Genomic DNA, 14,878 nt, shown 5'->3' on the forward strand with positions numbered 1-14,878 from the left:
TTCAATCCCCGTCGAGGACCTTGCGAGCGCGGCTGTAGTTCTGGTTGCGCTCCGCACTCCCATTACTACCGCCGTTGATCTTCTGGGTGACCGCGTCGATGTCCGATTTATCTGCTTCGTCGTTCAAACCCTTGGAATCCCAATACCATCCGGCAGTGGCGAAGGCGTACTTCGGGTCTTCGGCCAAGTCGGGGTTCCCGATGCCCGGACCGTTCCGAGTTGGTGCCGAGGATGTGGACGAAGTCCTTCTCCACGCGCAGGACTCTCGTGACAATCTCGGTCAACAGCGACTTTTCCTCACCAGCTGTCAACTTGCCCGATCGCGCCGAGACAGCCAACGCGGCGGCTTGGAGTACCAACCCCAGCATTTGCGCCTCGTCCCGGATCTCCTTGGCCATCTTCACATTATCGCCCGCGACGTCCCCAACTTTGCCCGAGAGCTTGATATCCCGATCCTTCAAACCGGCGGTAAGCTCGGTCAACTCGGCCGTTTTCGTATTGTAATGCGCGGTCACCACGGATTTGTTCGCGACATCGTAGAGGTTCGCCGCATCGAGCAACGCCGCCAGGTCGGGAATATCGGAGGGGTTTCCGGTGCCGAGTTGGTCGACCATCAATCGAAAGGCGGTTCGAGCGAATTCGACCGCGCCCCAGACATTTTCCGAAGCTCCCGGCGGCGCGGCGAGTTTGTCGATCTTTTCGCGCGCCTCCGTCACCACCGGCGATACGGTCTGCTTCGGCGCTTGCGGCGCGAGCAGTCCGTACCGCGCCCTCCCCCAAGGATCGAGCTCGATCGGGTCGTACGGGGAGCCCACCGCGGCATTCTCGCGTAGCCGGTTCGGCGCTTTCGGGCCTCGACTCCCCAGTGGTGGGCCTAGGCGCTATTCGGTCAGCATCTGCTCGGTGCGCGGAACCGTCAGGTACCAAGCGGTTTCGGTGGGGGCGGGCGTGGTGACCGTCAGGGTCGCGCCGTAGCCGACGAGTGTTTCCGACAATTCAGGCGCGTGCTTCGATACCGTTAGATCGGCTGGCGTCCTTACGATTTCGTGTATGACGATCGCGAGTTCGCGGTCGTCGAGGACGACGTTCACCCGGATATCCTCGGCGACGCTCCGCTGCCGCACTGTGCCGAGTACCCGTTCTACGGCTTCGAGCGCTGCCGATGCGAGAACCGGATCGAGATCGTTGACCGGTCCCTCGAAGCAGACTTGGGACTGTGCGTCGAGTGCCTCCGCGGCCTCGCTGGTGACTTCCATGAGCTGGGTGCGGAATGGAGTCTCGTTCTCGACTTCCGAGGCGAGTCCCGTCACGGTGTTGCGGATGTGATGTATGACATCGTCGAGTTCGTGGACCGCGCCGTCGATGCGGGCGGCGACGGACGGCACCCGGGCCAGGGGACGTACCCCGGTCAATCGCATCCCGATGCCGAACAGTTGATCTATCACGGTGCGGTGCAGTTCGTGGGCGATGCGTTCGCGTTCGTTGATGATCCGCAAGGCCCGCAGTCGCGTCTCGGCCAGCCGGAGGTTCACCAGATGGTCCACCCGCGCTTGGAGTTCGGCGACCTCGAATGGTTTGCGCAGGTAGTCGTTGGCACCGGCACGCAGCAGAGCCAGCCGCGACTGCTCGTCCGCGCGTGCGCTGACGATGAGTACCGGGGTGTTGCGCAGCTCGTGGTCGGCGCGGATCTCGCGCAGCAGTTCGTCACCGCTCATGCCCGGCATCATGATGTCGCACAGGATCAGGTCCGGCCGGTGCGCTCGGGCCAGCCGCAGTCCCATGCCGCCGTTGTCAGCGGTGATGACCCGATAGGACTCGGCAAGGGCTTCCCGAATCAGGGCGTTGAGGTCGGCGTTGTCCTCGACGACAATGACCGACGGCCTCGGTTCCGACTCACCCGATCCGATATCCGCGATGGTGGTGCGGTCGCCGCCCTCGGGCGTCAGCTCCGCGATCACCGAATCGGCGGCGTTACTCGCCCGAATGGTCGGCTCGCTGGCCGAGCGGCGGACCGGGGTGCCGGGTGGGGCGGCTCGCGGCAGCTCGATCACGATCATCGCGCCGCCCTCCGGTGCGTCGGTGATGGTGATGTCACCGCGGTGCAGGCGCACCAGATCATGGACGATGCTCAGGCCCAAACCCGTGCCGCCGACCGAACGGGTCGCCCCGCCATCGACCTGACGGAACCGCTCGAAGACCGCGGTGCGATGCGATGCCGGTATGCCCGGTCCGCTGTCGGCGATCTCGATGACGACATCGTCCTCGGCGGGTCGTACGGTGCAGCGGATGACGCCGCCTTCGGTGACGAACTTGAAGGCGTTTGACAGCAGGTTCAGCAGGATGCGCTGCAGGTGCTCGGGATCGAGGGCGGCCGGGACGGGCTGCGGTGCGTCGACGGCCAGGCGGATGCCGCGGTCGACGGCCATGGACTCGAAGAAGGCCGAGCCGAGCCGCACCTGTTCGGTGACATCGATCCAGGCGTAATCGGGCCGTACCGCACCGGTCTCCAGCTTCGAGGCGTCGAGCAGATCATCGATCTGGCGCCGCAGTGTGCGCGCATTGCGCAGTATCAGCTCGAGCTCGTCGCGGTCAGCGGGCGCGCACCGGTCGAGCAACTTCTGTGTCGGCCCCAAGATCAACATGAGCGGGGTTCGCAGTTCGTGGCTGATATTTGCGACGAACTGGCTCTTCAGTTCGTCCAGTTCCTTCGCGCGAGCGTACAGCTGGGCCAGCTCGGCATTGGCCTCTTTGAGCTGTCGGCTGGTTTCGGCGACCTCACGGGCGCGGGCGAACACCTCCTGTTCCATTTCCTGCCGCGAAGCCCGCAGCGCGGCCGTTTCCTGCTGTTTCGCCGCGTCGGACGCTTGCAGCCGGATGAAATCGGTGACGTCCTCGACGCGGTGGATGACATAGCGCAGCTCGCCGTCGGTACCGAGGACCGGGGAGTTGGTCGGACTCCAGAATCGCTGTTCGAAGGCGCCGTCGGGCCTGCGGACGTCGTAGCGCTGAACCGGCATCGCGTCGGTGACCTGGTCACGCAGCACCCGTTCCAGGGAAGCCCGCAGGTTACGGGCGCCTTCCGCGGTCGGATCGTCCGGATTATCCGGAAATGCCTTGAAGATGTTCTTGCCGAGGATGTGCTGTCGTTCGGTCATCGTCGCGGCGGCGTATGCGTCGGTCACCGCGACGATGCACAGGTCGGTATCGAGTACCAGGTATAGACCTGGTGCGGACTCGAACACGGCGCGAAAATCGATCGCCACGGACACACGTTGACTCTATCCCCACCGCGTGCCCACCGATATGGGCAGGTCAGGCCTGTAAGGGCGCGTCGGATTTGCGGGTGTCGACGACCGTTCTCCTGGGGCCGGTGAACCAGTGTCTGGCGGATGCGAGCCACCAGATGCCGATCGCACCCACCACGCCGACCAGGGTGAGCGGTGCGTAATTGACCGTGTTCCAGGTGAATTCGCTGTTCCACGGGTAGCCGCGGTCATCGGTGGGCAGGATGAACAGCAGGCTGATCAGCACAATCCAGATCAGCGCGATGATGCCGACCGGTCGATACCAGGTGCCGAGTTGCCAAGGGCCGGTGCGGAATCGGCTGCCGTGCAACTGGCGCAAAAGGATCGGGATGCCATAGGCGATGTAGAGCCCGATGGTGGCGACCGAGGTGGCTGCCGCGTAGGCGGTCGGCGCGTTCGCCGCGGGCACCAGCATGGACGGAATCAGCAGGACGAACGAGAAGAACGAGATGAACAGCACCGCGTGCACCGGCACCTTGCGGGCCGAAAGTCGCGACCAGTAGGCCGATCCCGGCACCGCACCGTCACGGGAGAAGGCGAACAGCATGCGCGAGGCCGAGGTGACCGAGGCGTAGCCGCAGAACAGTTGCGCGATCGCGGCGATGATCAGCAGCAGACCGGACCAGAACGAATTCAGCGAGTTCTCCAGGATGTAGATCACCGGATAGCCGCTGTTCTTCTCCGGATCCAGCGCGTCGTCGAGATTCGGGATGGCGAAGGTCACCGCCATGATGAGCAGATATCCGGCAACGGCCGAGACGACAATTGTGTTGATGATGCCTTTGGCCGCGGTGCGCGCCGCGTCGTGTGTCTCCTCCGACATGTGTGCCGACGCGTCGTAGCCGGTGAACGTGTATTGCGCGTGCAGCAATCCGAGCAGGAAACTGAATGCCACGCCGCCGAAGCCGACCGCGCTGTTGTCCACGGTTTCGGTGAAGACGAAGCCGACGCTCTGATGGTGGCTCGCGCCGAAACCCAGTACGACGACGAAAATCGCCACACCGCCGACATGCCACCAGGCCGAAATGTTGTTGATCACCGCGGACAGGTGCGGGCCGATCGCATTGAGTACGGCATGCAGGATCAGGATCGCGGTGAAGACCAAAAAGATTGCGGTGCGGTCGGTTCCGATATCGATGCCGATCACATTGAGCACCGCGGTGGTGAAGATGGCCGCGCCGTAGTCGATGGCGGCGGTCACCGCGATCTGGCCGATCAGGTTGAACCATCCGGTGAACCAGCCCCAGACCGGGCCGCCCAATTCGGATGCCCACCAGTACAGGCCGCCGGAAGTCGGGTAGGCGGAGGCCAATTCGGCCATGGCCAGGCCGACGAACAACACCATGACCGAGACCAGCGGCCAGCCCCAGGCCATGGTGATCGGGCCACCGTTGGCCAGACCGATGCCATAACTGGCCAGTCCGCCGGTCAGGATGGAGACGATGGTGAAGCTGATGGCGAAGTTGGAGAATCCGGACCAGGATCTGGCCAATTCCTGTTTGTAGCCGAGTTCGGCCAGGCGCCGTTCGTCATCGGATGGTGTGGTTGCTTCGGTCATGATCGCTCCCGGGTGAAAACGCCGCCCTCATACGGTGTTTGCCAGAAGCTAAGTGTGAAGTGAGTGCTGGTCAATCGCAGGGAAATATGGAAACCGGGCCGTAATCTCTCGGCAATCGCCCATTCGGGGAGTGATCCGCGCAATCCGTGGTAGGCAGGACGGATGCGACCGATGCGCTCCTCCTATGACGTGGTGGTGGTCGGTGGCGGTCACAATGGACTGGTGGCCGCCGCATACCTGGCGCGAGCCGGGCGTTCGGTGCTGGTGCTGGAGCGGCAGGAGCACACCGGTGGGGCCGCGGTTTCGGAGCGGGTGTTTCCGGGTGTCGACGCGCGGTTGTCGCGGTATTCGTATCTGGTGAGTCTGCTGCCGCGCCAAATCGTGCAGGAGCTCGGGCTGCGGTTTTCCACCCGGCGTCGTCGCATCTCGTCGTATACGCCGGTCGGGGATGGTGGACTGCTTGTCGATACCGGTTCCGAGGCCAGGACCAGGGAGAGCTTCGTACGGCTCACCGGATCGGATCGGGATTTCCGGGCCTGGCAGGAGTTCTACGGTGCGACCGGTCGGCTCGCGCGGCGGGCGTTTCCGACGCTGACGCAACCCTTGCCGACGCGGTCGGCGCTCGAGCGGGTCGTCGATGACCGCGCCACGTGGGCGGCGCTGTTCGAGCGGCCGCTGGGGGAGGCGATCGAGTCGAGTTTCGCCGACGACACCGTACGCGGGGTCGTGCTCACCGACGCGCTCATCGGGACCTTCACCCATGCGCACGATCCCGAGCTGCGGCAGAACAGGTGCTTCCTCTACCACGTGATCGGCGGCGGCACCGGCGACTGGGATGTGCCGATCGGCGGTATGGGCGCGCTCACCGACGCACTCGCCGATGCGGCCCGCGCGGCCGGGGCGGAGTTGATCACCGGTTGTGCGGTGACCGAGGTCGAATCCGACGATGTCACAGCCGAAGTGCGCTATGCGGGCGGTGCGGTCGGTGCGCGGCATGTGCTCGTCAATGCGGCACCGCATGAGCTCGCGCAGATTCTTGGCATTCCGGGGGAGCCGAAACCCGAGGGCTCCCAACTGAAAGTGAATATGGTGCTGCGGCGGTTACCTCGCCTGCGCGACGTTTCGACGGATCCGCGCGAGGCGTTCGCCGGGACTTTTCATATCGCCGAATCGTATACACAACTGGAGCAGGCATATCGTGAGGCATGCGCCGGACGGATTCCTCCGGCCCCGCCATCGGAGATCTACTGTCACACCCTGACCGATCCCTCGATCCTCGCGCCCGACTCGGATCTGCACACCCTCACGCTGTTCGGATTGCACACTCCGGCAAGGCTTTTCGAGTCCGACCCGGAGGCGGCGAAGGCGATGGCCGTGAAAGCCGCACTCGCCCAACTGGATGCGGTACTAGCCGACCCGCTTGTCGATTGCCTTGCCCTCGACGAGAACGGCGCACCCTGCGTCGAAGCCAAGTCGCCAGTCGATCTGGAGCGTGAGGTCGGCCTCCCGGGCGGGCATATCTTCCACCGAGACCTGGCCTTCCCCTATCTCCGCGGCGACGCCGATACTCCGGCTGCCCGCTGGGGTGTTGCCACGGACGTGCCCAATGTCTTCCTCTGCGGTGCGGGCGCGATTCGCGGCGGCGGTGTCAGCGGCATCCCCGGCCACAACGCCGCCATGGCAGTCCTCGAAACGCGCTGATCACAAGTAGGCGTCTGTGTGATGGGTATCACAACATAAATTCTGTCATGCAAATCTCGCATTACTGTCTGCGTGGGACGCCTCGATGTCTATGCGTTGTTGCGGTATTCGATTGGGGATTTGTTGTTCGCCGGGAGGGAATCCCATTGCGGCGTTCGGGTTCCCACATCGGGCGTCCATCGGGCGTTGGCGAGGTAAACGAACTCATGAAATGTGATGCAGATCTCATCATGATCAACTTGCGTATGACCGGCTGGCAATCAATGAGCAAAGGTTAACGATTAGGTCACAAACCATCTGCATGCAGCGGTTTTAATGTGTCTGCTTCCGCAGTCCACCCCGTTAGGAACCAAAGCATGTTGATGAGGAAATTCGCCGCGACCTCGGCCCTGGCGATCGCGGCGCTCGCTGTAACCGCCGGGACCGTGAATGCCGCTCCCGAGACCGACAACGGTGTCGTGAACTACACGGCGACGACGACCCCGTCCTCAACCATCATCAAGACCGATGTCGGTTCGCTGGTCAATGACAACGGCGTCTTCAAGATCAAGGCTGTCGACGGCACCACCCTCGCGGGCACCGATTTGTCGTTCCGGGTGGACGATTTCGTCTTCCCGATCGCGGCGGATATCCAGGATCACACCGCGACGTTGACCCCGCAGTTCGATATGGCCCACGCCGCGTACAAGCCGGTCGCGCTGCCGTATGAGGACAAGGCCCCATGGAAGTCCGACTACGACCGTGAACAGGCCGCCTGGAACCGTCTGACCAGCACCATCAGCATGGGCGCCACCATCGGCACCCTGGTCGGCGGTCTCGGCGGCGGCGCCCTCGGCTGCGTCCTCGGCGGCATCGCGGGCGCGACCGTCGCCGCGGCCACCATTGTCGGCCTGTTCGGTCCGTTCATCCCCGCCGCCGCGGTCGGCTGCATCGGCGGCATCATCGCCGTCGGCGCGCTCGGCACCCTGGCCGGACAGATCTTCGTCACGGCCCCGGTCGCCATCGGCGCCGCGATCCAGTACTTCACCACGATCAACCAGCCCCCCGTGGCACCGAAGTAATCCGGCACACAAATCGGCGGGCGCTCGAACCGAGCGTCCGCCGATTTCCTGTCCGGAGATCACCGGGCGCGCCGAGTCGGTGCCCCTCGCGGTTCCTTCAGTAGACCGCGGACCGCGGACCGCGCTCAGCGGCGATCTGCGGCGAGACCGAGCCGGGTCCGAACCGCGCCACTCGCGCAGGCGATGATCACGAGCCCACCCGCGAACGCGAGCCAGCCGATATGTTCTCCGAGCAGCAGCGCCGCCCAGCAGATGCTCATGACCGGTTGAACCAGCTGAACCTGGCTGACCCGGGCCATGGGGCCGATCGCGAGACCGCGGTACCAGGCGAAGAAGCCGAGATACATGCTGACCGCCGACAGATAGGCGAAGCAGGCCCATTCCGCTGCCGTTCCCGACGGTGCCTGACCAGCGACAGCGACACCGGCGAGCGCGAGCATCAGCGGCGAAGACAGGACAAGGGCCCACGACACTGTCTGCCAGGCCCCGATCTCGCGGGCGAGCAGGCCACCTTCCGCGTACCCTATGGCGGCCGCGAGCACGGCACCGAACAGCAGCAGGTCGGCCCAGCGGGCTTCGCCGAAACCGCCGCCTTCGAGCAATGCGAACCCGACTGCGGCGATCGCGCCCGCGAGAGAGAAAAGCCAGAAGGTACGCGCCGGTCGCTCGCCGGTGCGCAGCACGGCCACCACCGCGGTGGCCGCGGGAAGAAGCGCGACCACGACGGCACCGTGACTAGCCGGTGTGACGGTGAGGGCATAGGACGTGAGGACCGGAAAGCCGACGACAATGCCCGCCGCGACGACGGCGATCCGCGCCCACTGAGTGCCCGCAGGTAGTGGCTGCCGGGTGGCCGCCAAGGCCACACCCGCCAGGATCGCAGCGACTACTGCGCGACCCGAACCGATGAACAGCGGCGTGAGCCCGCCGACAGCGACGCGGGTGAGCGGCATCGTGAAGGAGAAGGCCGCGACACCCGCGAGTCCCCAGGTGAACCCGGCCGACGTCGGCGGTAGCGGGGTGCGGACATTTACAGTAGCGCTACTCTGTACTGACATGTTCAACGATAGCAGTGCTCGAATCGCCGATGGCATACGAGCTTGGATCACTGGCGTCGCTCCCGGCGCGCAGCTTCCGTCCACACGTCAGCTGGTGACGGAGTACGCCGCCAGCCCGGTGACCGTTCAGAAAGCCCTGCGCGCACTCGCCGCTGAGGGTCTCATCGAGAGCCGCCCGGGGATCGGCAGCTTCGTTCGGGGTCCGCGGTCGATGCGTCCGCAAGATTACGGGTGGCAGACAGCAGCCCTGGGGACTCCGCGCCGCATGCTGCCGAGCATCAGCGGCGCCCTGCGAACCGCTCCACCTGACGCGCAGGCTCTGCATTCCGGCTATCCCGAGGCGGATCTGTTGCCCGAGCGGCTGGTTCGGGCATCCCTGATACGCGCGGCGAGAGGATCGACCGCAACGTCACGACCACCCTCCGCGGGGCTGAACGATCTCCGGAACTGGTTCGCGACCGAGTTGGCCGACAAGACACCCGCCGGTCTCGCCGCCCCGACTGCGAACGACGTGGTGGTCGTCCCCGGCAGCCAAAGCGGGCTGACCTCGATCTTTCGTGCGCTGGTTGCCCCGGGACACCCGCTGCTGATCGAGTCACCGACGTACTGGGGTGCGATCCTCGCGGCGCACCAGTCCGGCGTCCAGCTGGTTCCGGTCCCGAGTGACGCGGACGGTCCTGATCCAGAAGGGCTGGATCGTTCCTTCCGCGAGACCGGTGCCAGAGCCCTCTACGTCCAGCCGAACTATGCGAATCCGACGGGGGCGCAGTGGTCGCCGGACCGCGCCGACGCTGTACTCGATGTCGTCCGGTCCCACGGTGCATTCCTCGTCGAGGACGATTGGGCGCACGATTTCGGTATCGACACCGCCCCGCGGCCGGTAGCAGCCCAGGACACCGCAGGCCACGTCGTCTACGTTCGGTCCCTGACCAAGAGCATGTCACCGACTATCCGGGTCGGCGCCGTCATCGCTCGCGGTCCGGCCCGCGATCGAATCCTCGCGGACCGGTCCGCCGAGTCCATGTACGTCAGTGGCCTGCTCCAGCACGCCGCTCTCGATGTGCTCACCGATCCTGGTTGGCAGTCCCATCTGCGTCGACTCCGCACCCAACTCCGCGAGCGCAGAGACCTGCTCGTCGACAGCCTCGGTGCGCACGCCCCTCGACTCCGAGTCGACCACGTTCCGCAGGGCGGGCTCCACCTGTGGGCACGACTTCCCGACGGCACGAACACAGACCGCCTTGTCCGCGACTGCGAGGCAAGCGGCGTCTACGTCGCATCCGGTCACGAGTGGTTCCCGGCCGAACCGTCGGGCCCCTACCTGCGTCTGAACTTCACCGGCCCGAACCCGAATGGCTTCCCGGCGGCCGCGCGGACCATCGCCGCCGCGCTGGCCTCCCAAGACTGAACGGCTCAGCCCATGCATCCGTCGGGCTTCAGAATTGCGCTGCGGATCCGCGAACATTGTGTCGGCACACCTGATTTCGTCGGATTCGATGTATTCGCACTCGAAGTCGAATTCGTCGATGTACTGCATCGGCTGGCCGCCCACGCGAGGGAGATGGGCAGCGCAAAACGGGGCCTTCCATCACGGCGACTTCGGTGTGTTTCTCAATGTGCTCGACCTGGTTTCGGCGGCTGCTCGGCGCGCCGGGGTGGTGACTGGTTTCATGGATCGACAGGACCGTTACCCCGAGGAGCCCGCGCCATGGAGCTGCGCCAACTGCGCTATTTCGTCACCGTGGCCGAGGAACTGCACTTCGGGCGTGCGGCGGAGCGGCTGCATATCGCGCAACCGGCTGTGAGTCAGCAGGTGCGGCGGCTGGAGCGGGAGTTGAAGGTGCAGCTGCTGGATCGGTCGCCGCGGCGGGTGCGGCTGACGGAGGCCGGGCAGCGGTTTCTGCCCGCGGCGCGCGCGGTACTGATCGCCGCCGATCAGGCGCGGGCAGCAGTGGCCGAGCTGGCCGGGGCGCGGGCGGAGGTGTTCCGGCTCGGCACGGTCACCGGACTCGGTCCGCGGTTGGACACCATTTTGGATGCCTTTGCCGATCGTCTTCCACAGGTGCGGATCGAATTGGTCACGCTGCCCGTGCGCGAGCGGTTGGCGCAGGTCGCGGACGGACGCTTGGATGCGGCTTTCGTGCGTGCGCCCGCCGCCGAGGACACCCCCGAGCTGGAGTATCTGTGCGCGTGGGATGACCCACTCGTCGCGGCACTCCCGGCTCGGCATCCGCTGGCCGCACACGAGACGGTGCGTTTGGCCGATCTGGCCTCGGTGCCATTGCGGATGACCGAGCGGCGCAATCATCCGGCCCTGGTGGATCTGGTGCTGATGTCTTGTCAGCGTGCGGGTTTCGAGCCGGTTCCGGCCCCGACCGCCACCACGCTGCAGGACAATTTGGCCGCGATCGGCACCGCCGCCGCGATGTGGACGGTGATCTACGCGGCCAATGCCGACCAGGTGCACAATCCGCGAGTTGCCTTCCGTCCGTTCGCCGATGGCGGCCTGAGCCTGCCCATCGCGGTCGCTCTGCGGGCCGAGACCGATTCGCCGAGCTCGAGGCTATTGCGCGACCTCCTGGCGAAGTGAGCCGCCGACAATAAGCATTCGTTATCGCTGCGCGAACGAACTGGCCCTTGGTCGATGATCTTCGTTCGGGTGAACTGGTAGCAGACCGCCGAACAAGCCGGAATCCCCCGGATGCGGTCTGTCCCAACGATTTTCAGTCAGGAGATCAGTCATGCCCATCGTCACCGTCCAGCAGGGTCCGCGCACTGTCGAACTCAAGCGGGACCTGGTCCGCCGGATCACCGACGCTTTCGTCGACGCCTACCAGATTCCGGCCGAAACCGTACAGGTGTGGATCCACGAGACCCCCGCCGACAGCTGGGGCGCGGCCGGACAGCTGACCGCCGATAAGAAATAGCGGCCATAGGATGCCGAAGCCCGACCGATACCGTCGCGGTCAAGCATGACCTTGCGCGCTGGTCACCGGTCGGGCCGGTAGTGCTGGTGTTTCTGTCGACGCTACCGGCCGATCGACGTCGGACCGATAGTGAGGCGGTCACGTCGATCGCGGAACTCCGCGATACCAGGCTTAATCAGTCGGTCGGATTCGGTTCGGGTGAATCCGAACCGAGGTGCTGTTGTAGGAACAAGATTTGCTGTCGTAGATAAAAGATTCGGCTCCGGGTAGCGCGGGCGTCCGGATGATCCGAACCGAGGATGCGCTGTTGGTCGGCGAGAAGTTGCTCGTTCTCGGCGATGGCTTGGCGCACGTCCGAGCCGCTGCGGATGGCGGCGATGGTACTTCGAGTGGTGAGCGTATCGATATGGTCCGCGCCCAGAATGCGCTCACGATCGATGGCCACCTGCTCGAGTTGGGCGATGGCACGGTCGAGATCGCCGGATTTTCCATGGAAGTCGGCGATGTTGTGACGGGTCTGCAGGGTTTCGGGGTGGTCGGGGCCGAGTACGCGCAGTCGGTCCAGCCGCAGACGTTCGAGTTCATCGATTGCCCTAGGAATATCACCATTTTCGCCGTGCAGGTAAGCGATGCTGTGGCGGGTGTTCAGGGTATCGGGGTGGTCCGGGCCCAACAGCGCGGTCTGATCGGCCAGAACCCGCTCGTATTCGGCGGCGGCGCTGGCCGGTTCGGCGCTGTCGCCATGCCAGTAGGCGAGGCTGTATCGGGTGGCGAGGGTGTCCGGATGGTCGGCGCCGAGGATTCGTCGTTGATCGGTGAGTAGCTGATTCAATTCGGTGATGGCTCGGGCGATGGCGCGCACGGCGGTGTCATCGAGACCGACCGCGCTCGAGTCGGGCGGCGCCTCGGTGATGTCAAGCATGCCGCGCATGTTGGCGAGGTTGTGGCGAGTGGCCAAGGTGCGGACATCGTCGAGGCCGAGTATGCGCGATTGGTCGGTTAGCACTGCCTCGAGTTCTGCGACAGCTCCACGCATATCGCCGCTTCGGCCACGCCAATAGGCGAGCTGGTGCCGGATGGTCAGTGTGACGGGGTCGTCGAGACCACACGCGTCGATGAATGATGGCAGCCATGCGGCGTACATGTCGCGATTGATCACTGGGCGGACTGTTTCCAAGCCGAGGAGCAACTCTTTGGCCGATTCGGTGTCGCCGTGTCCGAGGTAGTGCCGCGCGCCCGATCCGCGGAGGTACTCGGCCGCCTGCTCGGAGATTTCGGTTCCGTTCTCGACCGCCCATTTGATCGCGGTACTCATTGCCGCCGCGATCGCGCCATGCCCGTCGCTGATCGGCCAGTCGAGCCGCTCGGCCTCGGCCGCCAGCGCGGGGAGCAGCGCACCGTGCGCGATTCCCAGCGATTCGCGCGCGGTGCCGGGCCGACTTCGAGTGACCAGCACACCCAGCTCGACGACGAGGTCACGGAGCACGGCCGTATGCAATCCGGACACAACGAACTGCGCCAGCGCGGATTCGAGCAATTCGATCGGCAACACCGGACCGGCCCCGGCCGCGGCCAGAATAGCGAGCAATGCCCCGAGCACCTCGGCGGTATCGGGATCCGCGGCATCCAGTGCACCGTGAACGCGATGCAGGACAACGGTTTCGAGCCCGACTCCGGCAGCAATCTCCTCGTCGGTGATGCTGGAGTGGACCTCGATGAGCAGCCGGGCCAGCAACCACCCGCCCGCGAGTGTGCGCGAATGGCCGATGATCGGGCTTTCCGCGGAAAAGCTGGTGGGCGTTTCCGCGAGCAACGCATCGATCCAGCGCACCCACATCCGCGGATCGGCCGTTGCGCGTTGGTGCCGAGTGGATTCGAACACCAGGGCGGCAATGTCCTCGGCACTCGGCGGCAGCAGTTCGATGCGGTGCAAGTGCGCGAGTTCCGGCAGTTCCGCGACGCCGGTGCCTTCGCGCACTCCGAGAATCACTCGCACATGGGTGAATTCTTCGCCGCGAGTCAGCTCGGCGACGTGCCGGACGAGCTGTTCCCGGGTTCCGACCTCGGGTTGATCCAAACCGTCGAAGACGATGGTGATCCGGCGGCCGGGCGTACGTATCCGGGCCAGCGGCCGCTGGATCTCGATATCGAACAGGTCGCGCTCGGCGTCGTCGGACTCATCGACGCCGCGAGCGGCCTCGGTGAAACCGGGAACTCGGCCGGACAACTGCGCGGCCAGTTCGCCGGTCACCGCTTCGATCGAGCTGCCGACCGTGAGAAACACTGCCGCCGTGACATATTCGGGTGCGATCGGCAGCCCGTCGACCAGACTCGGTCGAACGAGCATTGCCATCAGCGTGGACTTCCCCGACCCGGCCGGACCGACAACGGCGCGAAGTCGGCGACCCCCGGTATCGACGATCTCCGCGAGACGCTCACGAATGACATCGGTCAGCAACAGTTGCCGGGTGAGCTGGTCGACGAATCCAGCCGCGGGACGGCCGGTCACCGCGTCGCGTCGCCGAGCGACGTTGGGCACCAGCCAGAGGCCGGGATCGCCGGTCGGGTTAGTCGACAACGCGCCGGAGGCAAACGAAAGATGTTGTGGTTGTTGGCGTTTACATGCGTTGCTGAGAGGTTGGACCAGATCGGATGGCAACAGGTTCTCACCGCGCAGCGGTAGGCCGCCGGTGAAGGTGTCGACTATGGTTCGGGTGAAACAGCCCGCGTAGGCGGGGCCGTCGCCGGAAGCGACGAGCAGTTCCATCCGTCCGGACGAGCCGGTGAGCATATCGGTCCAGCGGTGTGCCGCACCCTGTACACCCTGCGCGGTCTCACACGCATCGATGAGCACGATCAGACCGTCGAGCGTGGATTGGTTGAGACTTTCCCGAATGCCCTGCGTGAGGTGGAAGGCGGTGCGGGAGCGGGGCAACTCCGGTGAATCGTGCGCGAGCAGGAAGAAGTCCTCGCCAGCGGTCGCCACGCCGTGTCCGACGAAGCTGATCAACAGGGTCGCCCGCTGCGCCGAGGCGACGGCGAAGGCGTCCTCGACGGCGGCGTTCAATTCGTCGGCAGTCGGGTCGAGCACCGGCCCGTCGTACGCCGTGGCAGGTTGCCAGCCGCCCGCGGCGCTGAGATTCGCATAGAGCTCGGTTGCCAGCGCGCCGGGAAAGCCGAGTCGGGGCAGTGCGGCACATTCGGACCCCACCACCAGCGCCAACCTACCGCCCATAGACGAAACATAGCGGAGTCGGAAGGAAACCAG

11 protein-coding genes are annotated in these 14,878 nt (G+C 65.2%); 5 read left to right on the plus strand and 6 right to left on the minus strand.

Going from position 1 to position 14,878, the window contains the following annotated elements; all coding sequences use genetic code 11:
• Window position 1 precedes the first annotated feature (1 nt).
• From NA5_RS42845 to NA5_RS12715, 4 genes are all read right to left on the minus strand, one after another.
• A complete protein-coding gene (locus NA5_RS42845) occupies window positions 2-127 on the minus strand; it encodes a hypothetical protein (RefSeq protein WP_281201708.1) in 126 nt (41 codons plus the stop codon).
• Window positions 108-815 carry a hypothetical protein gene (locus tag NA5_RS12705; protein WP_062985308.1) on the minus strand — a complete coding sequence of 236 codons (708 nt, stop codon included), beginning with the start codon at window positions 813-815 and terminating at the stop codon, window positions 108-110. Before NA5_RS12705 ends, NA5_RS42845 begins: the two co-directional genes overlap by 20 nt.
• Before the next feature lie 66 nt (window positions 816-881).
• Complete coding sequence (locus NA5_RS12710; RefSeq protein ID WP_062985310.1) at window positions 882-3,269, minus strand: ATP-binding protein; 2,388 nt, start codon at window positions 3,267-3,269, stop codon at window positions 882-884.
• A 43-nt stretch (window positions 3,270-3,312) separates the two neighbouring features.
• Window positions 3,313-4,863, minus strand: coding sequence for an amino acid permease (locus tag NA5_RS12715; protein WP_062985312.1), 1,551 nt, complete (start codon window positions 4,861-4,863; stop codon window positions 3,313-3,315).
• 171 nt (window positions 4,864-5,034) lie between these two features.
• Between NA5_RS12715 and NA5_RS12720 the strand changes: the two genes are divergently transcribed.
• Both NA5_RS12720 and NA5_RS12725 read left to right on the plus strand, forming a co-directional pair.
• Window positions 5,035-6,564: a phytoene desaturase family protein gene (locus NA5_RS12720; protein ID WP_371856410.1), complete on the plus strand. Its 1,530-nt coding sequence runs from the start codon at window positions 5,035-5,037 to the stop codon at window positions 6,562-6,564.
• Between the two features lie 356 nt (window positions 6,565-6,920).
• Window positions 6,921-7,625 (plus strand): DUF8020 domain-containing protein, encoded by a 705-nt coding sequence (locus NA5_RS12725; protein ID WP_062985316.1) that lies wholly within the window; start codon window positions 6,921-6,923, stop codon window positions 7,623-7,625.
• 125 nt (window positions 7,626-7,750) lie between these two features.
• On the opposite strand, the gene NA5_RS12730 is transcribed toward NA5_RS12725, so the two are convergent.
• Window positions 7,751-8,683: a DMT family transporter gene (locus NA5_RS12730; RefSeq protein ID WP_062985318.1), complete on the minus strand. Its 933-nt coding sequence runs from the start codon at window positions 8,681-8,683 to the stop codon at window positions 7,751-7,753.
• Between NA5_RS12730 and NA5_RS12735 the strand changes: the two genes are divergently transcribed.
• The 3 genes from NA5_RS12735 to dmpI all read left to right on the plus strand — a co-directional run bounded on the left by NA5_RS12735 (window position 8,682) and on the right by dmpI (window position 11,610).
• Window positions 8,682-10,091 carry an aminotransferase-like domain-containing protein gene (locus NA5_RS12735; RefSeq protein WP_062985320.1) on the plus strand — a complete coding sequence of 470 codons (1,410 nt, stop codon included), beginning with the start codon at window positions 8,682-8,684 and terminating at the stop codon, window positions 10,089-10,091. The genes NA5_RS12730 and NA5_RS12735 overlap by 2 nt on opposite strands.
• Window positions 10,092-10,391: 300 nt before the next feature.
• Entirely contained in the window at window positions 10,392-11,273 is an 882-nt protein-coding gene (locus NA5_RS12740) for a LysR family transcriptional regulator (RefSeq protein WP_062985322.1), read from the plus strand.
• Between the two features lie 151 nt (window positions 11,274-11,424).
• Window positions 11,425-11,610, plus strand: coding sequence for a 4-oxalocrotonate tautomerase DmpI (gene dmpI, locus NA5_RS12745; RefSeq protein WP_040689632.1), 186 nt, complete (start codon window positions 11,425-11,427; stop codon window positions 11,608-11,610).
• Between the two features lie 175 nt (window positions 11,611-11,785).
• On the opposite strand, the gene NA5_RS12750 is transcribed toward dmpI, so the two are convergent.
• Window positions 11,786-14,845, minus strand: a complete 3,060-nt coding sequence (locus tag NA5_RS12750; protein ID WP_062985324.1) for a tetratricopeptide repeat protein — start codon at window positions 14,843-14,845, stop codon at window positions 11,786-11,788.
• Window positions 14,846-14,878 lie beyond the last annotated feature (33 nt).

The organism is Nocardia anaemiae NBRC 100462 (assembly GCF_001612725.1).
Classification (GTDB): domain Bacteria; phylum Actinomycetota; class Actinomycetes; order Mycobacteriales; family Mycobacteriaceae; genus Nocardia; species Nocardia anaemiae.